Annotated in this window: 23 protein-coding genes and 1 other RNA gene; 11 read left to right on the plus strand and 13 right to left on the minus strand. The window is 43.4% G+C overall.

What is annotated here, in order from left to right:
* Positions 1–2 precede the first annotated feature (2 nt).
* Positions 3–866 carry an NAD(P)-dependent oxidoreductase gene (locus tag NAQ_RS03805; RefSeq protein ID WP_420887495.1) on the plus strand — a complete coding sequence of 288 codons (864 nt, stop codon included), beginning with the start codon at positions 3–5 and terminating at the stop codon, positions 864–866.
* Here NAQ_RS03805 and NAQ_RS10415 read toward each other — a convergent pair.
* Positions 858–980, minus strand: coding sequence for a hypothetical protein (locus NAQ_RS10415; RefSeq protein WP_256387166.1), 123 nt, complete (start codon positions 978–980; stop codon positions 858–860). The genes NAQ_RS03805 and NAQ_RS10415 overlap by 9 nt on opposite strands.
* 51 nt (positions 981–1,031) lie before the next feature.
* Between NAQ_RS10415 and NAQ_RS03810 the strand changes: the two genes are divergently transcribed.
* From NAQ_RS03810 to NAQ_RS03820, 3 genes are read left to right on the plus strand one after another with little or no spacing between them, the layout of a single operon-like run.
* Positions 1,032–1,238, plus strand: a complete 207-nt coding sequence (locus NAQ_RS03810) for a hypothetical protein (RefSeq protein WP_100182319.1) — start codon at positions 1,032–1,034, stop codon at positions 1,236–1,238.
* Positions 1,239–1,718 carry a tetratricopeptide repeat protein gene (locus NAQ_RS03815; protein WP_100182320.1) on the plus strand — a complete coding sequence of 160 codons (480 nt, stop codon included), beginning with the start codon at positions 1,239–1,241 and terminating at the stop codon, positions 1,716–1,718.
* A gap of 33 nt (positions 1,719–1,751) precedes the next feature.
* Positions 1,752–2,966, plus strand: coding sequence for a geranylgeranyl reductase family protein (locus tag NAQ_RS03820; RefSeq protein WP_100183437.1), 1,215 nt, complete (start codon positions 1,752–1,754; stop codon positions 2,964–2,966).
* Here NAQ_RS03820 and NAQ_RS03825 read toward each other — a convergent pair.
* The 4 genes from NAQ_RS03825 to NAQ_RS03840 all read right to left on the minus strand — a co-directional run bounded on the left by NAQ_RS03825 (position 2,961) and on the right by NAQ_RS03840 (position 9,351).
* Positions 2,961–3,509, minus strand: a complete 549-nt coding sequence (locus NAQ_RS03825; protein WP_162858635.1) for a hypothetical protein — start codon at positions 3,507–3,509, stop codon at positions 2,961–2,963. The genes NAQ_RS03820 and NAQ_RS03825 overlap by 6 nt on opposite strands.
* A gap of 67 nt (positions 3,510–3,576) precedes the next feature.
* Positions 3,577–6,573: a hypothetical protein gene (locus NAQ_RS03830; RefSeq protein WP_218192571.1), complete on the minus strand. Its 2,997-nt coding sequence runs from the start codon at positions 6,571–6,573 to the stop codon at positions 3,577–3,579.
* Positions 6,574–6,613: 40 nt separating this feature from the next.
* Entirely contained in the window at positions 6,614–6,892 is a 279-nt protein-coding gene (locus NAQ_RS03835) for a hypothetical protein (RefSeq protein ID WP_100182323.1), read from the minus strand.
* Complete coding sequence (locus tag NAQ_RS03840; RefSeq protein ID WP_100182324.1) at positions 6,892–9,351, minus strand: ABC transporter substrate-binding protein; 2,460 nt, start codon at positions 9,349–9,351, stop codon at positions 6,892–6,894. The genes NAQ_RS03835 and NAQ_RS03840 overlap by 1 nt, the downstream gene beginning before the upstream one ends.
* A 113-nt stretch (positions 9,352–9,464) precedes the next feature.
* On the opposite strand from NAQ_RS03840, the gene NAQ_RS03845 reads away from it, so the two are divergent.
* Positions 9,465–10,103 (plus strand): hypothetical protein, encoded by a 639-nt coding sequence (locus NAQ_RS03845; RefSeq protein ID WP_177585556.1) that lies wholly within the window; start codon positions 9,465–9,467, stop codon positions 10,101–10,103.
* Here the strand turns inward: NAQ_RS03845 and NAQ_RS03850 are convergent.
* The 4 genes from NAQ_RS03850 to NAQ_RS10075 all read right to left on the minus strand — a co-directional run bounded on the left by NAQ_RS03850 (position 10,081) and on the right by NAQ_RS10075 (position 13,441).
* Positions 10,081–11,823 carry a DUF2070 family protein gene (locus tag NAQ_RS03850; RefSeq protein ID WP_100182326.1) on the minus strand — a complete coding sequence of 581 codons (1,743 nt, stop codon included), beginning with the start codon at positions 11,821–11,823 and terminating at the stop codon, positions 10,081–10,083. The two genes, NAQ_RS03845 and NAQ_RS03850, sit on opposite strands and share 23 nt — an antisense overlap.
* Before the next feature lie 9 nt (positions 11,824–11,832).
* On the minus strand, positions 11,833–12,006 hold the full coding sequence (locus tag NAQ_RS03855; protein ID WP_100182327.1) for a preprotein translocase subunit Sec61beta: 174 nt from the start codon (positions 12,004–12,006) through the stop codon (positions 11,833–11,835).
* A 100-nt stretch (positions 12,007–12,106) separates the two neighbouring features.
* Positions 12,107–12,994: a S1 family peptidase gene (locus tag NAQ_RS03860; protein ID WP_100182328.1), complete on the minus strand. Its 888-nt coding sequence runs from the start codon at positions 12,992–12,994 to the stop codon at positions 12,107–12,109.
* Between the two features lie 156 nt (positions 12,995–13,150).
* Positions 13,151–13,441, minus strand: coding sequence for a DDE-type integrase/transposase/recombinase (locus NAQ_RS10075; protein WP_162858636.1), 291 nt, complete (start codon positions 13,439–13,441; stop codon positions 13,151–13,153).
* Between the two features lie 20 nt (positions 13,442–13,461).
* On the opposite strand from NAQ_RS10075, the gene NAQ_RS10325 reads away from it, so the two are divergent.
* The gene (locus NAQ_RS10325) at positions 13,462–13,551 is read left to right on the plus strand and encodes a YnfA family protein (protein ID WP_245871718.1); all 90 of its coding nucleotides are present in this window, start codon (positions 13,462–13,464) and stop codon (positions 13,549–13,551) included.
* Between the two features lie 41 nt (positions 13,552–13,592).
* On the opposite strand, the gene NAQ_RS03870 is transcribed toward NAQ_RS10325, so the two are convergent.
* Positions 13,593–13,919, minus strand: a complete 327-nt coding sequence (locus tag NAQ_RS03870) for an Sjogren's syndrome/scleroderma autoantigen 1 family protein (RefSeq protein ID WP_100182330.1) — start codon at positions 13,917–13,919, stop codon at positions 13,593–13,595.
* Positions 13,920–14,011: 92 nt separating this feature from the next.
* Between NAQ_RS03870 and yciH the strand changes: the two genes are divergently transcribed.
* Together yciH and NAQ_RS03880 are read left to right on the plus strand one after the other, a co-directional pair.
* On the plus strand, positions 14,012–14,320 hold the full coding sequence (gene yciH / locus NAQ_RS03875) for a stress response translation initiation inhibitor YciH (protein ID WP_100182331.1): 309 nt from the start codon (positions 14,012–14,014) through the stop codon (positions 14,318–14,320).
* The gene (locus NAQ_RS03880) at positions 14,321–15,304 is read left to right on the plus strand and encodes a CPBP family intramembrane glutamic endopeptidase (RefSeq protein WP_100182332.1); all 984 of its coding nucleotides are present in this window, start codon (positions 14,321–14,323) and stop codon (positions 15,302–15,304) included.
* A gap of 7 nt (positions 15,305–15,311) precedes the next feature.
* On the opposite strand, the gene NAQ_RS03885 is transcribed toward NAQ_RS03880, so the two are convergent.
* Complete coding sequence (locus NAQ_RS03885) at positions 15,312–16,613, minus strand: hypothetical protein (RefSeq protein ID WP_162858637.1); 1,302 nt, start codon at positions 16,611–16,613, stop codon at positions 15,312–15,314.
* A 184-nt stretch (positions 16,614–16,797) separates the two neighbouring features.
* Here NAQ_RS03885 and cofD point away from each other — a divergent pair, with 184 nt between their 5' ends.
* From cofD to NAQ_RS03900, 3 genes are read left to right on the plus strand one after another with little or no spacing between them, the layout of a single operon-like run.
* Positions 16,798–17,715, plus strand: a complete 918-nt coding sequence (cofD, locus tag NAQ_RS03890) for a 2-phospho-L-lactate transferase (protein ID WP_100182334.1) — start codon at positions 16,798–16,800, stop codon at positions 17,713–17,715.
* A 1-nt stretch (position 17,716) separates the two neighbouring features.
* Positions 17,717–18,343, plus strand: a complete 627-nt coding sequence (cofC, locus tag NAQ_RS03895) for a 2-phospho-L-lactate guanylyltransferase (RefSeq protein ID WP_100182335.1) — start codon at positions 17,717–17,719, stop codon at positions 18,341–18,343.
* A 3-nt stretch (positions 18,344–18,346) separates the two neighbouring features.
* Positions 18,347–19,081 carry a hypothetical protein gene (locus tag NAQ_RS03900; protein ID WP_100182336.1) on the plus strand — a complete coding sequence of 245 codons (735 nt, stop codon included), beginning with the start codon at positions 18,347–18,349 and terminating at the stop codon, positions 19,079–19,081.
* A 4-nt stretch (positions 19,082–19,085) separates the two neighbouring features.
* Here NAQ_RS03900 and rnpB read toward each other — a convergent pair.
* Both rnpB and NAQ_RS03910 read right to left on the minus strand, forming a co-directional pair.
* An RNA gene (rnpB, locus tag NAQ_RS03905) (RNase P RNA component) lies at positions 19,086–19,363 on the minus strand.
* Between the two features lie 30 nt (positions 19,364–19,393).
* Positions 19,394–21,742, minus strand: coding sequence for an amino acid permease (locus NAQ_RS03910; RefSeq protein ID WP_100182337.1), 2,349 nt, complete (start codon positions 21,740–21,742; stop codon positions 19,394–19,396).
* Between the last annotated feature and the right edge of the window lie 49 nt (positions 21,743–21,791).

Here is a 21,791-nt window from a genome sequence, read left to right on the forward strand (position 1 = left end):
TTGTGCGAGTAGGAATTGTTGGCACTGGCCTTCTGGGAAATGCAGTCGGCCTCAACCTCCTAAAGCGAGGACATGTGGTTACTGCATACAACAGAACAAGGTCCAAGACAAAAGAATTGGAAGAAAACGGTGCAAAAATTGTGGATTCACCAAAAAAAATATCAGAGAATTCCGATGTTGTGTTTAGCATTGTAAAAAACGCAGATGCCGTAAGAAAGGTTGCATTTGGGGACGAATGCATTGCGTGTGGAAAGCATGACGGCCTGATTGTGTGCGACATGAGCACAATAAACCCAATAGCGTCAAAAGAGATTGCCCAGGAATTTGCAAATAGAGGAATTCCATTTTGCGACACGCCAGTCATGGGCGGCCCAAACGTTGCAATTACAGGGGACCTAGTAATGATGGTTGGTGGAGAAAAGGCGACATTTGAGAAATGCGAAAAACTATTCAATGACATTGCAAACAAGGTCTTTTACCTGGGGCAAAACGGCACGGCTCATTCTGTCAAGCTTGCAATGAATCTGCAGATAGCAATGCTTGCGCTGGCAATATCTGAGGGAATTACGCTTGCGCGAGCCTCAAAAATAAAGCCTGAAACTTTTCTGGAAATTCTCAACTCGACTTATTTTAAGACGGGAATGAGTGAGAACAAGGCCTACAAGATGCTAAAGCATGACTATTCCCCGACATTTACGCTGTCAAATCTAAAAAAAGACCTTGACACAATCAACGAGGCGGCAAAGTCATTTGGAGTAAATCTCCCCATGGCAACAAAGGCAAACCAAGTTTATCAAGACGCCGAAGAGGAATTTGGCAGCCTAGACTATACTGCAATACTGGAATACCTATCCAAATCAAAATGAAGGATCGGATTTTTTCTTGGCAAGATATGCGCGATATGATATACCGGTGACCAAAAAGAAAACTCCCGCAATGGCACACCAGATAACAAACGGGACTGCTTGCAGTTCTGCCATGGCATGATTTACCACACAATAAATAAATAGATTTGAAGATTGAGCAGCTACATGCCGGAGATAATCTGCAAAGACTGTGGAAAAAAAATGTTCCATGAAAACGAGGATACGCTCAAAATAGAAGAGGCAATCCACAAAAAGTTCTGCAGAAAAAAGCAAGGCGAAGTACACAGCTACATGCACCGCGATTCCGATCACATGGCTACATTTGATGAAGAGCGTGCAGCCGATCAAAAAGGCAAGCAGCTAGTAAAATAATTGGATATTTTCGATTCTGCAATCATCGAGTTTAATCTTGGCAATTTCAAAAAAGCGCTTGTATTATTTGACCAAGTGCTACAGCTAGAGCCATTCCATGTGACAGCACTGATCAAAAAGGGCAATATTTTGGGCAAGTTTGCCAGATATTCCGATGCCATACAATGCTATGACAAGGCATTAAGTGTGGAGGCAAAAAACTCACTTGCCCTCATAAACAAGGGCCTTGCACTGCATTATTTGGAGAGATATCCAGAGGCAATCGCATGCTATAACATGATATTGCAGGACAAGCCAAACAGCGCGCTGACCCTATACAACAAGGCATCAAGCCTAGTTCGAAACAGCCAGACACCAGAAGGCCTCGAAGTTCTAAAAAAGGCAATCAGCCTTGATTTTTCCTGCAAGTACAAGGCACGCTCTGATGTGGATTTTGAGCAAATACAAAAGACGCCGGAATTCAAAAGGTTGGTTTTGTAAAAACATAATATTTGCAGATTATTGCGGTTTGCATTGGCCAGAGAGATAAACTATGACATTGTTATAGTGGGCGCAGGTCCTGCCGGATCGTCTGCCGCATTTTCTGCTGCAAAGACAGGCGCCCGTGTGGCATTGCTGGAAAAAGAAGAAACAATAGCACAGACTGTTCGCACAAGCGGGGTTACCTGGATGGACAGCATACGAGAATTTGAAATCCCGGAATATTGCTACAATCCGGTCAGAAATTACGGATTTTGCTCGCCTGGAAACGAGGTCGTCATATCATCCGATACTCCAATGGCTGCTGTGCTCGATGTTCGAAAGACATACAGATGGCTTGCTGAAAAGGCAAGAAAGCAGGATGTCGAACTATACACAAGCACTGCGGTAACAAACGCAACGCGAAGTCCACATGGAATAACATTACACGCAACATCAAACAAGGAAGAGATTTTGTTTCATGCAAAAATCGTAATTGATGCAAGCGGATTTCAAAGCGTGGTTGCAAAGTCACTAGGATTAGTGACACAGTGGAAGAGGTTTGGTGCCGGCGCAGAATACGAAGTCGAGGTGGAAAATGCAGACCCTGACACTTGGTGGCTCATGGTTGGCCAGGACTATTCTCCTGCAGGCTATGCTTGGATTTTCCCAATGGGTGGTAAAATTGTGCGAATCGGAGTAGGTGTGGGAAAGCCAGAATCCGCACTAGACCCAACTGAGCGACTAGAGCAGATAATGCAAAAAAAACTCGGACCAATTTCCAAGCTTGGCAAAATCACACAGATAGAATTTCATTACGGGTTGATTCCAAATGACGGACTGTCAAGAAAGACAGTCTATGACAACTTGATTCTAGTAGGAGATACTGCTGGACAGGCAAACCCGCTAGTGCTGGAAGGGATTCGTTATGCAATACGATTTGGGAGAGTTGCAGGCGATGTAGCAGCCAATGCAATTCTAAGCGGCGATCTGTCAGAAAAATCCCTCAAACCGTACGAGGGAAACTGGAAAAAGGCAATCCAAAAAAAAATAGAGTCGGCATCAAAGGTCCAGACTCGCTGGATTGGCCTCTCCGACAAAGAATGGGACAAGGAACTAGACATCATAAAGGAGCTCAGCATCGACGAGTTTTTGGATTTTATAAAGGCGGATTTCAGTCTTGCCAGCATAATCAAGATGGCAGTCAGTCACCCAAAGATGGCAGTTCGGCAATTATTCAACATTGTCAAGAGTACGGGAAAGTCATAGTAAGTCAGAGTTTTCAAATCTTGGTGCAAGCTGTCTTTCCAGAATCTCAAATTCGGCAAGCCATTCTTTTCCAGATTTTATCAAATAGATCATGTTCACATCAAATGGTGACTCCAGTACCGCATCAATCTGGAATATTGCAAGTTTGAGTGTTATTTGCGACATGGCAAAGACTTGGCTATCAGAGAACGTGCCTCTGCCTGTCTTTATCTCAACCCAGCACAATTCTTCAGGATAGTTCACTGGAAAGTATTTTTTGCGAGTGCCTACTCGGCATGCCAGAAAATCAAAGACAAAGCTTGGGTTTTGTGCAGAACCGTTTGTGGGCTGCATCATTGCCTCCACCTCATTTCGAATGTTTTGCGGGATTTTGACTCGAATTCGGTTAAACCCTTTTTTGAATGTGAAAACCCACTCGTCGTTTTTCATAAAATACAGATTCTCAAGTGAGATGTACGCCCAGCCCCTCTGATCGCAGTATTCCTTGTAGTATATTTCCCCCAAAGACCCCTTTAGTGCATTAGTTATTCTCGGTCTTGACACATTTTTTGGAATTATTTTCTAAACAAAAAGGGATATGATGTTCTATTCTACAACATATTTTTAGAAATTAATCTATTCTAAAGAAATCAGACACTGTCAGCTCGTGATATTCCAGCTGTGCAACATATACACCAGGACCATACAATTTTGACAGTACCTGGTTAAAGTGCCCAGACGCATTGTCCTTTAGAGGGATTTCGTCAATTTTCTCGCCTGACTGATCAAAAATGTCCACGTAAATGTCCTCTGGGAACGCAACTGTCTTATAGATTGCGCCAGACAAGTACAGTTTTCCGTCATCAACATATGCATCCAGCACTCCAATCTTGGAGCGAGTAGGCAGATATCGCTCAATCATTGATTGTAACTCTTTGATTTCAGATTTTGCAGACGATAGGTCCTTGTCGCGTAGCGCATTTTCAATATCAGTCATTGTAGAATCAAATCTTGCCTTGTTGGAGTTGTATCCAGAAGAGCCAAACACCCGGATAAAGTTCTGCAGGTCTTCGTACTGGCGTGCCAGGTCCACGTTTTGCGTGTATTCCTGCGATGGTGGTGGAGTCTTGGCAGTAACAGTCGGCTTTTCTGCAACATCCACTATTTGCGACGCTATTGCGTTTCTCCACTGCAATTTTACAACATACAGTCCTGGTTCTGTTGGCGCAAACCATTGCGTAAAAAAGTCGCCGTCCTTGGTATCAGAGAACTCTAGTGTGCTGTGCTGATTGCCCTGCATATCATATACAGTAAGGTACAGGTTCTCGCGCCTATCAAATAGTTCCTTGTCTACTGCGCCATTCATTGCCCAAGTTTGCGTTACCGGATTGTACGAAATATCAAAGAGGATCTTTTTGTGGCTTGACTCTATCTGATCTGCCACATAGTTGCGGATTTCCTTTAGCTTCTTGTCTGCATCATCGAAATTGCCCAAGTCGATTTTCTGGTATGCATCATCAGTCATGTCGATGAATCGCTCTGAATCAAAGTCGGCATTATAAAATGTGGTAACAAAGTTAGAGAGATCATCCAGCTTGTTTCGGTATTCAATTCTTTTTAGCTCATCAAGGGAATAGCCGGATTCAGAGCCGAACGGATCCTCGTCGTATTTTTCAGAGACCTGGCGCCACTCATCAAATAATGCGCGAACTTGGTTGTCTGCTGCATCAAGGTCCTTTTTGACTACCAAGTCCCGCGCCTTGTCCAGGCGTACCTTCATGGATTCGGTAAAGTCGGTATAGCCAGGCAGGAACTTGTTGTGGCGCTCGCCAAGCAAAATTAGATTTTCAATTGATTTTGCCCTCTGCAAAATCTCGGATGCCCTAATCTTGTACGAGTCCTTGGTGTAGGAATCAAGCTTGGTCGCAATCACAGAGAGCTGTGTATTGTAATAGTTTAGCAGGACCTCGATTTTGTCTATTTTGTTAATTGTTGGGTTGCCTTTTTCTATTTCAATTGCGGTCTCGATTACCTTGAGTGCGTTTTTGATTGTGTTTAGGCTTTCATAGTCGGATTGCAGCTCTGCTCTTGCCCTTAGTTTTTCATATTCGAATTTCATCGTGGATAGTGGATTGCGCTTTTCTCGCAGCTCGTTAATGGAAATTTCATAGTCTGATACAATTTTGAGTATCTCCTCTAGCGTTTGCGCGTCTTTTACATTGTCTAGTAGAACCTGAAATGACTCTACGGTAGATTGGCTTGCGGCATTGTTTTTGGCAAACGATATTGTGCTGGATAATCTAGATGAAATCTCGATTACGTTTTTCATGTCGACTATTTCTTTTTGTGATGCAATGATATCATCTGGCGAGGTTGCGCCGCCAAGCTTGCTCATAAGCGAGTCCAGCCTTGGCTTTATCAATACTGCAAGCTCAGAGTTTTGCGTATCATCCGATAAGACAAATCGGTCTACTTTGTCCAGGTTGCGCAAAAGCAGCGTCGCCTCGTGAAGCTTGTCCACTTTTGGTTTTGCCTCCAGAAATTGCGCCAGAGTTTCCTTTGCAAGCAGCGACTCTCGTAGTGTGCTCCATTCTGTTCTGATCAGTCTTGATAGGTTGTCGTCTTTTTTGAGCGTGCCATCAAGCAGTCTTGCCTCTGTGAGCAGATTCACCAAGTTGTTTAGCTCATCCGCATACACTGGGCCTGTCCCGCGAGCAAAGATGAATCCAATTTCTTCCTTGACTTGCCTGCTCATAATAGAGCCCGACTTTGTCATTAAATTCAACAATAATTGGTTGAGTTCTGAATAGCTTAGCTGTTTTTCCTGCTGTTGTTTTTGCGGATCCACATTAATCAATGAAACATAAACGTCGCTGAGCTCCCTTACTGCGGATTTTGCATCTCCGATTGCGGAATAAAACGCAACGCCTGCAGTCTGGGTGTCTATTTTCTTTGCAGCCTCGGAATCCAGTTTTGATGCAGATACTAGCGATTTTGTTGTTGCAAACGCCGTCTCTAGTGCAGGGCGGATCCTGGAATCAAGATCCAGCACGTCAGATTCCGAAGGATATGTCAGGAATAGATCAGAGTACAGTGATTTTAGCTTGGAAATATCGCTAGTTGATTGCAAATCAGAAAATCTAGTCTCAAACTCGCCCGATATTGTCCCGGATTTCTTTACTGATGATATTTTTGATTCAATCACTGACATGGCAGACGCCAAATAGTCCTTGCTTGACTTTTCTGTTGCCTTTTCGTTTTTGACATCAAATGAGCTGGATGCTGTATAATCACCATAGAAAACTCGAACGTCGTATTTTCCTGTCAGGCCGCATATTTTGCCAGTCAGCGGTATTGGGTCGGTGATGAAATTTCCATCAGACAGAGGTTTTAGCTGCTGAATCTGGCAGAGGTCCCCATTAGGGTTGATTATTTGCGTTACCACATACAAATCTGGGGAGATCTGCGATAACTGGCCAAAAATAAAGACGCTTTCGCCCTTTTTGTAGTCGCCAAACGTGTCAAGCAGAACAATTCGTGAGCTTTGAGAAAATGCGCTAGTCGGGATAAGCAACATTGCCGCCAGAACCAGTGCCGTGCCTACTTTGCGCATAGAGTGATCGATCAAGGTCGAAAAAGACTACTTAAGCATTAGGTATGATTTCTACTCAGGCTACAATTAGCTGTCTTTGCAATATTTTTGGCACTGGTGCTTCTTCTATTTTCGGAATCTCTGCCATAAAGCACAAGGCGTGAATCTGCTCCTTTGTTCTTGTGCCACACTGTACGCAGACTAGGCTCACTGTTCCGCGGCATTCTGCGCAGATTGTGCATTTTTTTAGTTGCCCGCCACAGTTTCGGCATGATTCGTCTGGCATTTTGTTCTCAAGATTGCTTTTTGTTATTTTTGATATAAGGCTGTGGTAGAATTTGTATGAATGAATCATCAGCGGTTTGTGCGCGACTTGCGTGATTTTCTAATATATAGAATAACACCGACAATTATTGCGCCAAGTATAATGGAAATAATTCCATAGTTGTTTTGAGCCTCTGGCTTTTTTGATTCTATGATGGTTTCGGTGTAGGTTTCATCTATTTTGTCCACCGCTGAAAAGCTTGTCAGGTAAATGTCAGGCCTAAAAACAGAGTCAGATATGGCATATACTTTGATGTCGTGGCCTCCAATCATCATTGTATTGGTAATGTCAGAATCAAGCAAAATTTCTGCAGAGCCATCTTGAACTGGGATTATTCCGCTTGTGATTTCTGCGCCAGACGCGTCATTTACAAAATAATACAGATCAGTCGAGTGCTCTGCAGTAATTGGAATTGTAATTTCTTGGCCGCGCATTATTTTGTCTGGCACGTCAATTGATGTTATTTGCGGTAGGCTTACTTGCTCAAATTTGCTCCAGTGTCCTGCAGAAAACGGATATGACTCGTCATCAAATGCTCGAACAGTAATTGTCCTTGCCTCCGGAGAATAACTATCCAAGTAGAACGGGCCGTTGCTTATTACTGCGTGGTTTTTCTGCTCTATCCAGGATATGGTACTACTATACCTAGAGTCATAGTATTGTGCAGTATTGCCAAATCTTTCCAGTGGGGGGGGGACATAGCCAGACTCTGAGAATTCCTTTAGGTATTGCGATACTAGTTGCGCATCGCGTGGAATTATTAGCGAGAGCCAGTTGAGGCTTTTTGCCTGGGAATCTGTTCTTGAAAACGAGGCCTTTCCATCAATTACTGCCTTTTCCATTGCGGCCATTGGCTCCCACGGCATTGTAACCCAGACTCCGCCCCAGTCGGCAATCTCGGTTTCATCAAAGTGCCAGTAATCAACATAGACTTCGATGGTATCATCATCAATCGGTCGAACAGCAATCAGCGTCTTTGCGGATTGGCTTGCAGTAGGAGTGTATTCAGGATCAAACGTCTTGTCGTTTTGCGTTTGCGCAGAGCCCCATTCCTGCGTGAAATAAACAGAATACAGTACATCGTTCATGTCCATTTTTTGGCCATGGTGCCAGTTGGACCAGAGAAGGTCGTACGTTATCTTGCTTGTTGCCTTTTTGTCCTCTGCAAAAATCCATTTTTGCTGGGTTGGATCCCAAAATATTGCGTCATCTGGCACGTCCAGCTTTTCTGTAGGTCCTGCCGTTTCCACATTCCAGTCCTGACGCACTGCAAAGTTTTGGCCGGAATAGGGATTTTTGAACATTCCAGGATCATACAATACGTCCCAAATGTTTTTGGAATATGCGTCTGCCAGTCCACGCACTGGATTCCACGCTCCCTGGTAGATCTGCTTTACGCCAATTTTGAGTGTGTCATCGTTTGCCCTAGAGTTGATTGGCGTGAATCTGGTTTGTATTCCCCCGCCAAAGTCATTGATTACACCATCAACCTGTTCGTTTACTACAAATGGGTCTATCTTGGCCGCCAGAAATATTCTCACAGATTCGTTTACGCCAAGAACGGTTGCCTGGCGAATGAGCTCTGCCCGCTCACCATATGAAGTGTAATTGCTGGAATAGATTTTCTGTGTAAGCTCATCCAGCTTTTCGTTTTTGTAGTTCCAGTATTGCGGATTGTTAAAGCCAGGCATGTTGGAATACCATGTGGCATACATCTGTGCTAGTCCCAGCGGATCATACTTTACAAATGCGGACCTGCCTGCATAGCCTTCGGTGTACAGGCTCCATTTCAGGTCTGCAGGATCAGAGCCATACACCAGAACATACGCCTTGTTCAAGTCCCCAAAGTCTTTTTTCACTGCAAAGCCCGCCTTTTCAAGCTCGGATGATATTACCTCGCCAATGGATTTGCGCACAGGATCGTCGTTTCTAATAAAAAACGTAACAGTGACCTGCTTGTTATCATAGTACCACTTGTTGTCGATTTTTTGCGCCCCTGCCTCTTCCATTGCCTCCGATATCATGGAATTTGCAAGCTCCGGATTGTACCTAAAGTGGAACTTTTCAAGCTCGGATACAATATTTAGAAAGTCGGGATCAAAGGGGCCATAATTTGATGTCATCACTACTCCATATCCAGACATCAGCTCATCTACGATTAGCTTTCTGTCAACTAGATAATTCAGTGCAAATCGCGCCTTTTGATAGTAAAACGGGTTGAACTCGTCTCCTTGTGCTGGATTTACCAGTATGCTAAACGAGCCGCCTGTCGTGTAAAATATTTTCAGGTCGCTAGTGTCTGTATCCGATATCAGCTCTGCAGGAATTCGCGAATAGTAAATGTCAAGATTTTTCTTTTTTACCTCTTCTATTGCTGTGCTCTCATCTAGATACTGGATGAATTGTATAGTATCAACAAATGTGCCTTTTTCTGCAAACGCAATTCCAAACCCAGAGACAATTAAAACAGCAAAGAATAATACCTTCACGAATCTGCTATGATATCATCTAATTTAAAGCTCCAATGGTGTTTTGTATAACACCACATTTGTACAAATCACATGCAATCCTTTTAATTTACAAAAACACAAAACAAAACAAATTGAGTGCAAGATTATGGCTTGACGGAATCGACGGCATAATACCAGGCGGAATATCAATTGAGGATTTTGCAATTGTATCAAAGACAGACAAAAATACCGCAAGACGCATGATCCAGGAGCTTGCCGCAAACGACATTGGCAGCTTTGACGGAAATACAATAGAATTTGAGGAAGGCGACAAGCTCCGAGCGGCGATTGTTGCCCTAAGCAAGGGGGTTTTGGTAGACGAAATAGCAAAACACTTGGACTGGAAGGACTTTGAGGGCCTGGCAGCAAAGATACTTGAAATTCACGACTTTGCCACAATGCGGAATCTAATCCTGACAAACCCCCGCATGGAAATCGACGTCGTAGGAATCAGGCTGGGCATTGCAATGCTAATTGACTGCAAGCACTGGAAAAAGATGACTCCATCAGCACTAGATGAAATTGTCCAAAAGCAAATAGAGCGCACAAAACACTATGTCGCAAAGACAAAGGGCGCAATTGCGGCACCAGTCATAGTGACACTATACCAGGACAAGGTAAGCTTTGTGGACAAGGTCCCAATTGTCCCCATTTTCCAGCTTGGAAATTTTTTGGACGAGTTTTACGGGAATTTGGAAAACGTAGAAACTATAGGAAAAGAGAGCCAATAAAGATCAGAAAACTTCCAATTGCAAATCCCTTGGTCAAAAGCAGAGACTTGTCTAGTGCCTTGGAGAAATCCTCGAGTACCGCAGTGCCCATAACCTTGACCTCTGCTTTGTGCTCTAGGATCTCAAACGATGTTGGTTCCAGCTTGGCCTCTGCTTGTTTTGCTATTGTATAATACCAGTTTGCCACAGTGTCTGGCGTTGTGATTTTGCCAAAAGGATAGTAGCCGGTTCTTGTGCGCACTACGATAGAGCTAAAGTGCGTATCTGATGTACACAGCTCCACTAGTGACATGCCATTTTTTGCAAAATGATTCACGACATGTTCGCGCACGCCATTTTCCATGTTATTAGAGTCGGACCAGCCAAAAAAGAATTTCTTGCCGTTTATTTTCAGGCACAACACTCCCAATCCACCTGGGCCAAGATCAATTGATTTTACATCTATGCCGTTAGAGTTTGCATAGCCAAACTCTAGTGGGTATGATTCCTTTGTAACCAAGGATTCCAGTGTTGCTTTTGCTGCCTTGAGCATGTCTTGCGAGTCTTCTTGGCCAATTTCCTCGCCCATTGCATTGTGGCAGTCCACCACCAAGATTCTCTCAAAGTCGCGATTGCTTGCTAGATGTTCAATTTCCTTTTTGATATTACTAGGTACATCCTCCATTCCGTGCGGCGACAGCGACAAAAACAAGATTGCAGTTTTATCAAAGAGCATTCCGGTTACGCGCGCCTTGTTGACAGTAACCGTTACTGGCTCTGTACAGTTAGAGCCCTTTTTGAGAACCACATTGGTTGAAAATGTTCCAAGGTAATCGTTTACAGCATCTTGTGATGGCAGGTTCAGTGCATGGTCAGATACGCTGTGCATTACCATTGCAGACGAGTTTAGTGTCTTGTAGATTCTATACGTGATGTTGCTTCCGCCAATTGGGTGGTATGGTCCAGGGTGCACCTCTGGCAGGACCATCCTAAAGTCGCCATTATTTGACTGGAACCTAATCTGCGATGTTAGAACATTTGACGGATTTGAGCGCGACTCTATTATGGATTCTACTTCTTCATAGTTGTCCCTTCCCCTTGATGCCAGATATGCCTGGATTAGCTCGTGCGTGCTTTTGATTTCTGGGCGGCCCGCCCTGTCTGTAAGATACGACCAAATAGACGCAATTGCCAAAAACGTGGCACCCAATATCATTACAATTGGGTCTGTCAGCGATGATATCCACAGTTCCTGCGGAATCAAAACAAGATACATTGCAACCGGCTGGACAAAGCAAATTGCCCATGCCTTTCTCATCGATAGTCCCAGAGTTGTGGTGAGCAGTCCGATTCTAAAGCTGGTAAAAATCAACATTCCTTCTGTTACATATAACAATGACAATTCGGGTTTGCCCAAAACGGAAAATGCCGCCATTCCCATTAGTACAATTGCAAGCCATGACATGTTGCCAAAAAGCGACATGTGTAGCGCCTTGGAGTATTCCCTATTTCGAATCAGCCTTGCATCAATTTTCTGTGTAATTAGCAAGACACCCATCAAAATTGGCAGGCGAAATGCAAGCTCGTCTTGTCGCTCAAGATATGATGTCAAAATGAAATACCCAGTTATTGCGGCAACAATACCAGAAAATATCAGGGAATGGTATTTTGATGAAGGAGTAAGTAATGTCAGGGAATAACGCTTGTGTATTTTAGATACATCATCGTATGATTCTGTCATTTTTGGTCTTTATTTTATTAGGAATAGGTCAAGCATCCAAGATACTACGATTAGGCCGACTGGAATTGCAACTACGATTCGTGGATCGAGTCTGTATCCTTTAGTTTCGTCTTCAAAGAAGCGCAATAAACCTGCGGACGATGCTGGCAATGGTGCACTTTTCTTTTTGCTACTGCTGCTCATTTGATTGTGAAGCTAGGCACTAAAGATAAAAACTTTATCATTTGAGGTTCTGTTACCTTTATGGGACACAACTATTCGTGTTACCGTTCGGGACATTGGATCAAAACTTGTACTCGCTACTTTTATGCGGTTTTGCAAATTCAGGCTTTATGTTTCCATTTTGGTAAAATTCTGACTTCATGATGTTGACTAACTGTAAAATTGGATCATGAACAAAGAACATAGTAATCCCAAAGGTTAACCCCGTGTTTCCATCACCCACATAACTTCTGGCCCACTTGGTAGTCTTACCATCGTTGATAATTTCTTTTTTAGTAACTGATACTCCTAAAACATTCTGAGCGATTGCAATTACAGTTCCATCATTAGCATCCACAATAGGAGAGCCACTAGATCCACCTGTTCCTACAATATCGGTTTGGATTCCTTCTGGCTCTATTGTTCCATCATATGGGAAGATAGTTGAAATTCTACCTGTCTGTAGAGCGGGACTTGTTCTCGTTGTACCTAGTGAGTTTTGTTTAACCATAAATGTCCCCTTTGGAAAACCACACATGAATACTTCATCATAAACTTGTAAAATAGCCCTTTTTAGTTTCAAGTGTTCTAAATTGTGTATATCGCCATAAACTCGACCGACAGAAATATCCAAATTCAAACTACTTTGATATGAAGAACTTGTACTTGCTTTTAGATGAATAATTTTTAGAATCTGAAAAACTTTTACATCTATTTTCCCTATCTTCCCTGTCTCTCTTACGACATTTTGTATTATCATTACCTTCGCATTTTTATTCTCTGCAAACCGATCTTTTAATAAACAATCTAAATCATCTAAAACATGAGATGCGGTTACAAAAAATCCATCCTCACTGATAAAAAACCCAGTTCCACCGATAGCAAGAGGAAACATTGGATTACTTTCATCAATAATTCCTATGGCTACAGTTGATGCTTTAAGGTTAGGAATTATGTCTGTATTTACCATCTATAGTCGAATTTTGTATCAATGTCAACCACTTATCTTTTCCTTCTATCTTAATTCCACACTTCTCAGCAGGTGTTTTATTTTCTAATGCAGAATGTGGTCTAACATAATTATGATAAATTTGATAACCTGAGATTAAAGGAGAACCTACTTTCTTTATCCCCGTACTACTTTCTCTCGGTCACGTATTTCTCCGTTAAGCCTTTCCATCTTGTTGTTATTTCTATCCCCTTTGATTGTGATATGTCGAATGTGAACTGTTCTTGGTGCTTGCATTGTGCGGTATTCTTGCAAGTAGGCGTTATGATATGATCTTAATCCATCTGTAATCATTACTTCGGGTTTCTTGCCTGTAACTTCTTTTCCTTTTCTGAATAGGTTGCTTGCGTCATGACCTTCTTTTCTGTCTGCCACTTCCTGAGCAATTAGGAATCTTTGTCGCATCATCCATTTTGTGGGGTTATTGGGTGGATAAGAAAAAACCAGACAGATTTGAGATCATAGCCTCAATCATAGTACTGATTGGTGTTGCAGTAATCTTTTACTTTCCACGTTGACCCAAACGATTCTGTACACGAATAATTCCCAAGAGATGAACTTACTTTTGCAGCTTGGATACGGTCTCCAATAGCGCATTAATCGACTTTAGTATCTGTTGCTGCTTTTCATGGTCTTTTTCCGCCTCTAGCTCCTTTGTGAGTTCTTCCAGCTTTTTGTTCATAGAGTCTAGGATTGGGTTTGCTGGCTGATCTATTTTCGGCGCCTCAACAGCCTTGCTCTGGTCAGGCTCTTTGCCACAGCTGACACACAGAGCATTGCCGTCCTTCATTACGCGGACTCCCTTGCAATAGGGACACGGTTCTGCAAGAAGTGTGGCCCCCTTTAGCAATAACTCCACTGCCTTTTTTCTAAGATCCTGTGACATGATATGATACACCAAGTCTTTGATAAAAAAACTTGCAAGAAAATTCCAATAAGGCTTAATAGTCGGCTCAAGGAAATTATTTTAGTAAAATAATGGCAGTAATTTGCAACACATGTGGACTACCTGAAGATTTGTGTGCTTGCGGCGATCTTAACAAAGAATCAACCAAAATTGTTATTAGGTTAGAAGAAAGGCGATTTAAGAAAAAGGGCACGATGATCGAAGGACTGGACTCGAAGCTAAACGACCTAAACGGAACGCTATCTGAGCTAAAGCGCAAGTACGCCTGCGGAGGCACTACAAAAGACAATTACATTTTCCTCCAAGGAGACCACCGCGACACCATGAAAGAAACCCTAGTCAGACTCGGATTCTCCGAATCAAGCATCGAAGTCCACTAAATGCAAGACCACAAAATCCTGCAAGGCTTAGCAATTCCATATTCCGCACTAGTATCAGTCATCTTTGGGCTGATGATACTCTCATTCCCAATTGGAGCGTATTTGTTTTTCAACTCCCAGATAGGAAAAAGCATCGACTATGCATTACCAGTAACAGAGATTGACTTTCTAAGTGGGCAGGACTGGCTTGGCTGGCTTGGAATCGGCGACGTCTTCATTGTCGCCTGGGCCGCATTCTTGGTTTTATTTGTAATATCCAGCATGGGGCCAAAAAAGAATTTTCTCAAGGTATTATCTCCCATTATGGCTGGCTCGTACGAGTCACAGGACGGCAGCTACCTAGTCCAGATCATCAAGTGGTTCTCAATTATCGTTGTGCTATCCGGACTAATTGACATCATACAACAGCTGGCAGGAATCACAATAACGCCCCCCGTCTTTGAGAACGACCTTACAGGATTTCTTGGAATCACAACTGCGCCAATAATTGAAGAGCTAGGATTCAGAGTAATTCTGGTTGGCATCCCGTTATTTTTGCTATATTCACACAGGGCGTCTGCAAGATTGTTCTTCAAGTCGCTGTGGAATCCGTCCGCAAATCTTCCCATTACCAACCCAAAAAAGGCAATCATACTTGTCGTACTGGTTGGTGTCATGTTTGGCGCAGCCCATGTTTTATCAGACCAGTGGAGTAACGGCAAGTTTGCCCAAGCGGCAATGGCCGGAATCATAATCGGCTGGGTCTACTATAGGTACGGCTTTGTTGCTGCCTTGCTAATCCACTGGGCGACAAACTATGTAGTGTATTCTTATGCGTATTTGGTGTCCAGCATCAACGAAACCAGAGTGATGGACTCGTTTTCACATTCTTTGATCTTGACAATAGAAATAATTTTGCTTCTGACAGGCATATTGGCAATTACACTAAGTATACTAGAATACAGAAAGAACAAGTTGGCAAAAAAGCCAGAATATCTAAACTAGAAATTTTCTAAGATGGTTTCCAGTCTTTGGGCATAGAGCCGCGGTTTGAGCTTGGCTTTGGTTCGTCCTTTGGCTTGTCATATCCTGCTGGAAGCGAACCACGCGCAGAGCCTTGGTCATAGACGCTTGTGTGTTGCTTGTGGGACGTGTCATCAGATATGAGTTCTGCTTCTCCTCTGTTGGTCTTGTATCCGCCAGATGCCTCACTGGTGTCAACTCCTCGAAGATATTTGGGGTCAATGCCAGTCTGGATGTATTCAGATTCTTTCTTTGCTTTTTTGTTGCTCCACCAAAAGAATCCACCTGCACCGGCTGCTGCCATGCCAGCCATTCCATATATGATGAATATTGGGAATGAGCCAGATGATGTCTGCGCACCAGTCGATGGCGATACAGGTGATACTCCTACTACTTCTCCGCCGTTTAGTTTGTCAGGTGATGCATAGCCTGCAAGGAAAATGTTTCCCGAGTCACCAGACTCGATTGTTCTGATGTGATAAGTTTTATCGGAGGTAAATGTCGCCTCAAATTCCTTTTCTTTGATTTGTCCCTCACGGAAGCTGCTCTCACCCATTGTAAATGACGATACCACTACTTTGGCGCCAGAAAATCCGTACTTGCTAGTCTCTGCAACAATACCGGTTGGGTCTGCCAAAAAGTGCCAGTTGCCAATTCCTAGTCCACCAATGCCGGATGCATCAATTAGTGGCATGCTCATTACATTTCTTGCCTCGCCAGTTATCTGGGCTGCAACTTCGGGATAGTTTTGCTCATAGAATGAAATTGGTTTGTTTATTTCAACGTCGCCGTGTTCTTCTGTGGTAATTACAATAGAGTCATTGACTTTGATTCCTCTCCACAAAATGTCAAATAATGCTGGAGAGCCTTCAGTGTACGGCTTGATCAGATAACCATCAATTTTTGGAGTCAGAATAATTCTATAGTCAACTGATGTGTTCTCGCCTCTTCCAAAGAGGGATGCATGATAGTCAATAGTGATATCAGTTACACGTGCTGAGCTTTGCAACTCGTGTAAATTGTCATTTAGTTTTTCAATCAGCATATCGACGCCGGGGGCAGACGAGTCTACTGTAAAGTCGATTGACTTTGATTTTCCCCTCAGTGCTTCTGCTATTGCGCCGCCTTCCTCGTATTCAATGTAGGCAGTTCGCTGGAACTTGAATTGCGGGACTTCGGCAGTTTCAGGAGTTTTTGCATCCCAGTTTAGCTGGGCAGCAAATGCTGGAGAAACAGATCCTGCAATCAAAATAGACAAAAGTGAAAATGCTAATAGAGAACCCCTATTCACGAATGGTACGCTTGCCTGCGCAGTAATAAATCTTGTCTTGAATAATGAAAATCGGCAAGAAATTTTACAAAACAAATTTTCTTTGAATTTTTTACAATTTTTCTTTGAGATTTTTGTTTTGTGTTGTTTTGATACATTATTGAAAAGGTAATATTGATCCGCGGCATCATACAAAAAGGGTTTTATGATAACAATTCTGGCGGGGGGCACAGGTTCTGTTAAGCTTGTCCGCGGTTTGATCTCGCAGACCCGCGACGTAAATGTGGTGTGTAATGTTGGCGACAATTACTGGTTGTACGGCTTGTACGTCTGTCCTGACATTGACACAATAATTTATGGCCTAGCAGACATTTTGGATTATGAAAAAGGGTGGGGAATTAGAAAGGACACTTTTGGATTTTTGCGACAAATGGAAATTTTTGGTGAAGAGACCTGGTTTAGAATCGGCGACAGGGACGCAGCGACCCACCTAATTAGAACAAACATGCTAAAGAACGGCAAGAATCTAGGAGACATCACCAAGTGGATGTGCGAGAAATTCGCAGTAGAGGCAAAGATAATGCCTGTAACCGACAACACCATTGAAACCAGAATCACGACAGAAAAAGGCGAGATGCACCTGCAGGAATTCTGGGTAAAGTACAAGGGCAAGGACAAAGTCGAAGGAATCCAGTATATTGGCGCAGACAAGGCAAGGCCAAATCCAGAGGCAGTAAACGCAATTCATGATTCAGAACTAGTAGTTATCGCACCAGGCAACCCCCTGACTAGCATAGGCCCCATGCTTCAGATAAAGGGAATTAGAAAAGAGCTCTCAAAGAACAAACGCAAAGTGATTGCAGTAAGTCCGATTATTGGCAACAAGGCATTTTCCGGTCCGGCAGCAGAATACATGGCAGCTGCAGGAATTGAAGTCTCTCCATACGGCGTTGCGCAAATGTATTCAGATGTTTGCGGAAGCATTGTGATTGATTCAAAGGACAGACTGCTGACAAAACGAATTCAGAATCTGGACATGAAGGTCTTTGACACTAGCATCAAGATGACTAATAAAATAGCAGAAGATGCATTGGCATCATTTGTTCTCAAGAACGCAAGATAGCTTGCAAATAGCATCAATCATCCCAGTAAAGACATTCTCAAAGGCAAAAAGCCGACTAGGACTATCGCAAGACAAAACAGAGCAATTATGCAAAATAATGTTAGAAGAGGTACTGTCCGCAATTTCCCAGTCCCAGATAAACAAGACAGTCATTGTATCGCGCGACGAGTCCGCCCTTGAGATAGCAAAAAAATACAACACAGTCCAGATCTATGAGGAAAAGGAAAACGGGGTAAACGCCGCAGTGGCACTGGCGGAAAAATACCTGCTTGAGAATAATTTTGGTGCATCGGTTGTCTTTCCGCAAGACATTCCTCTGATCAGAGCCCAAGACATCGATGAGCTGTTAAGATACCAAAAAACACCCCAGCTTATTGTTGTGCCATCAAGAAAATTTGACGGCACAAACGCGCTTTTGCGCAGCCCGATTAACATAATGGAGACGCATTATGACGAGGACAGCTACAAAATTCACCTCTTCACTGCCAAGTCCCGCAACATTCCAACCACGTTTGCCCTAATTAGCAGAATAATGTGGGACGTGGACGACCAGTCCGACATAGAATTTATCATGAGTAATATTGAAAAGCCAGTCCTCGCAGACAAGCTCAGAAATACACTAGGATAAACCATGATACCACTAATTGGAATATTTTTGGCAGTGACGCTTCAGGCAAGCACAGTACTAGTGCCTGGAGGAACAGTCACATTCTATTTGCATGACGATGATCTCAACACATCGCATCGAGGAATTGACGAAGTCTCTACATCAGGATTGCTTGAATTCAAGCTTGCAGGAACTAGCATTTCCGGACCATCTAAAATAGTAGAAACCGGTGTTAATTCAGGGGTCTTTGTAGGCAAGGTTTCAATTCCCACCACAATCAACGGCCGCGACGTAACGCAGGGCGACGTTCTAGTAATAACATACAATGACGAGTCCGATGCATCAGGCAACTCCCAGACAGTGTCAAAGTCAATCAAGGCAAAAAAATCAACCACGGCACTAGAGACATCGCAAAAAAACATCCGCATAGGCCAAACATTTCAGGTCAGAATCTATGATCCAGACTTTAATCTGGATTCAAGAACCGCTGACAACATTTCACTGAGCCTAATAGAGTTCAGGGGCTCCAATGGAATCAGAACTACTTTGGCAAATTCGGCATTTGAGGCAAAGACATCAACATTAAGAGAGACAGGAGACAACACAAACCAGTTCATAGTCACACTAAAGATGCCAAAGGAAATTGACGGAAAAAGAGTAAAGATTGGCTCTACTGCCCAGCTCAAATTCACAGACACCACGTCCCCTTCCGGCACAACTGAAAAGCTAAAGACCAACATCAAAATAGGTTTGAAATAAAATTGCGTGCTGGCCATAACCCTCCTTCTGTTTGTAAACGACATTTCGCTTTGCAGCCTACCTGAGCCATAGGTGCAGATCCCGGCTCTGTTTGGCTTTTCTCTGTATGGGGCAGATTTTTCATTCCGTCTGCTGGAAATCTCAGGGATTGCCATCATAGTGCTCCAGTTCGGATTTTTTCTGTTCTGTTGCCTGCCATCTCTGGCTTTGCGTCACCGCAACACACATCTGCATTGAGGGAGGAGTTTCCTCTGCTTTCGCAGTAATCGTCCACCAGCTCGCATTGTGTTGTGGTATAATCAGATATTTACACTATTTGAGTTTGGAGTCAAAGTATTCCTCGTCATACCTATGGGCGCGCTTTTCCTTAATAGAGTAGCCAAGGTGTGCAAGGTCGACATAGATTTTGTAGAGGTGTCTGTTTTCGCGCATCCTAGATGATATAATTCTCCAAAATCTTCTGGCATGGAATTCTGAGAACTGGTGGTCGCGAATGACAAAGAGCGACTTTTTTGTCTTGTCCACCACCTCTAGTGTTTTTGGGGAAAACGCCGAGTCTGCCTGGTTGCCTGCACCCAGAATTATTGTCTCATCCTGTATTTTGGAAAAGCTCTCAAGCAGTATGGGTGCAACATTTTTTGTTTTTGGGTAGACCTTTTCAAACTGGATCTTTTTGATGTCAAGATCAAACATGATCTCATTAATTCTATTCATGATTTCAATTTCGGTTTCCGGCTTTTCCACAACACCGCGAACTATACGAATTCTGGACGAGTGCGCCCGGGAAATTGCGTGCGCCACTCGCAGCCCAAGATCAGAGTGTCGCCCTTTATCATACGACACCACAAGATTTGCCAGGTCCTGCTCAAAATTAGCACCAAGCCGAACACCAATAAAGTCACAGGTCGAAAGGGAAAGCAGCTTTCTGTTGTTTCTCAAAAACGCAAAGTCGATTATGACCAGATTGATTCCCTGTTCTTCCACAGTAGACAATATAGCGTCGGTTTCATCGTGAGAGACGCGAACCAAGTATCGGTGCCGAATGGATTGCGGGATTTGCTGCTTGAGCTCATTGAATTCCTCTATTTCCGATTCGGCCACCTTGTTTGTGGCATCAAGAGGCAAATGTACTGGAATCTTTACTACGCTCAAAAACGAGATTTCGCCTTGTTTTTCTTGGATGATGGAGTTTGCTATTTTATAATAATTGGTGACGTATTTTGGGTGGTAGATTATCAGGACTCGGTATTCCTTGCGCTCTTTGGGCCCCTGGTTGTACACAAGCGGGGCATAGTGCTCTATTTCTTTTTTTGAGGTGTATGATTTGTAGATGATAAATCCAGACACGATCCAGATTATTGCAATTACCCAGGATACCGGCTCTGTAAATAACAAGTACACAGACAGCCCAATTGCTGACAAAATTCCAAGTGTCGGAATAATTGGGAAAAACGGCGTCTTGAATGAATAGTCCAGCTTTTTTCCATAGAGCCGGCGTATTGTGATTGCCGCATAGTTGACTTGGGCAAACAAGAATAAGAACATGACACTTGCGGCAATTGCAAGGCCTGTCAGGTCTAGCGACAATGCCATCACAAGCATTATGATTCCAGATGCAATAGTGGAAATCGCAGGAGTTTTGTATTTTGGATGAATCTTGCCAAAAAAGTGCGGCAAATTGTAATGAGTTCCCATTGCATATGAGACCCTGCTAGACGAGTACGTAGTTGCGTTCAGTGCAGCAAGAGTGGAGACAAACCCTCCTGCCAGCACAATCATTGCGCCAAACGGCATAAAGTTCTTTGCAGCCTCCAGTATTCCTAGCTCGCCAAAGCTTCCAATGAACTCCCATGACGGCTGGCCTACCTTGTCCGATGACAGTCCGCCAATGAATGAAAACGTAAATAGAATGTAAATTGCAATTACGACAAACAATGAAATGAAGATTGCCCTTGGGATGTTCTTCTTTGGGTTTTTGAGCTCGTTTCCCGTTTGTGCTATGACCTCATATCCCTCAAACGCAATAAAGGTCAGGCCCATTGCTATTACAAGGCCGGATATTCCATGCGGGAAAAAGTCTGAAAAGTTCGACGGCCATGTAGGGTTTGCAAACGCCATTGCAAATAACGCTGCGACAATCAATACACCAATAATTGTGATTTGCGTTATCGTGATTGCGTTTCCAACTTTGCTGGTTGGCGCAGTTCCGCGAACATTGATGAATGTGAAAATCACCACTGCCATTGCCGCAAATCCTTTTTCTACCATGTCGGAAGATTCCAAGATCCCTGCCATATCCAATAGATGTGCAAAAAACGACGCAAATGCCACCGCGTAAAGACTGCCTGCTATTGTATGTGCAAACCAAGACATCCATCCACTCAAAAACGCATTAGGCCTGGGCATTCCCTCCCTAACCCAGCGATATCCACCACCAGTGTCTGGAAGAGCAGAGCTCAGTTCCGCATATGTAAACGCAGTAAATATTGTGATTATTCCGTTTAGCAAAAAGGCGATCATTAGTGCGGGGCCTGCCTCGCCCATGCCAGGTCCCACCAGAACAAAGATGGCACCTCCTATCATTGCGGCAACGCCTACCATTATCACATCTAACAGGCCTAGGTTACGCGTAAATCCCGCATTTTGGGCTTCATGTGCCATGTCTAACCGACCCCAAAGAGTGTTTGAATAAATCTTTACTCTGAATAGC

The sequence above is a fragment of the Candidatus Nitrosotenuis aquarius genome (assembly GCF_002787055.1).
Classification (GTDB): Archaea; Thermoproteota; Nitrososphaeria; order Nitrososphaerales; family Nitrosopumilaceae; genus Nitrosotenuis; species Nitrosotenuis aquarius.

Coding starts and splice junctions, on each gene's coding strand:
- NAQ_RS10415 (WP_256387166.1), bottom strand. CDS start 980: ATGGCAGAACTGCAAGCAGTCCCGTTTGTTATCTGGTGTGCCATTGCG.
- NAQ_RS03810 (WP_100182319.1), top strand. CDS start 1,032: ATGCCGGAGATAATCTGCAAAGACTGTGGAAAAAAAATGTTCCATGAA.
- NAQ_RS03835 (WP_100182323.1), bottom strand. CDS start 6,892: ATGATTCATTCATACAAATTCTACCACAGCCTTATATCAAAAATAACA.
- NAQ_RS03850 (WP_100182326.1), bottom strand. CDS start 11,823: ATGACAGAATCATACGATGATGTATCTAAAATACACAAGCGTTATTCC.
- NAQ_RS03855 (WP_100182327.1), bottom strand. CDS start 12,006: ATGAGCAGCAGTAGCAAAAAGAAAAGTGCACCATTGCCAGCATCGTCC.
- NAQ_RS03860 (WP_100182328.1), bottom strand. CDS start 12,994: ATGGTAAATACAGACATAATTCCTAACCTTAAAGCATCAACTGTAGCC.
- NAQ_RS10075 (WP_162858636.1), bottom strand. CDS start 13,441: ATGATGCGACAAAGATTCCTAATTGCTCAGGAAGTGGCAGACAGAAAA.
- NAQ_RS03870 (WP_100182330.1), bottom strand. CDS start 13,919: ATGTCACAGGATCTTAGAAAAAAGGCAGTGGAGTTATTGCTAAAGGGG.
- yciH (WP_100182331.1), top strand. CDS start 14,012: ATGGCAGTAATTTGCAACACATGTGGACTACCTGAAGATTTGTGTGCT.
- NAQ_RS03880 (WP_100182332.1), top strand. CDS start 14,321: ATGCAAGACCACAAAATCCTGCAAGGCTTAGCAATTCCATATTCCGCA.
- cofD (WP_100182334.1), top strand. CDS start 16,798: ATGATAACAATTCTGGCGGGGGGCACAGGTTCTGTTAAGCTTGTCCGC.
- NAQ_RS03900 (WP_100182336.1), top strand. CDS start 18,347: ATGATACCACTAATTGGAATATTTTTGGCAGTGACGCTTCAGGCAAGC.
- NAQ_RS03910 (WP_100182337.1), bottom strand. CDS start 21,742: ATGGCACATGAAGCCCAAAATGCGGGATTTACGCGTAACCTAGGCCTG.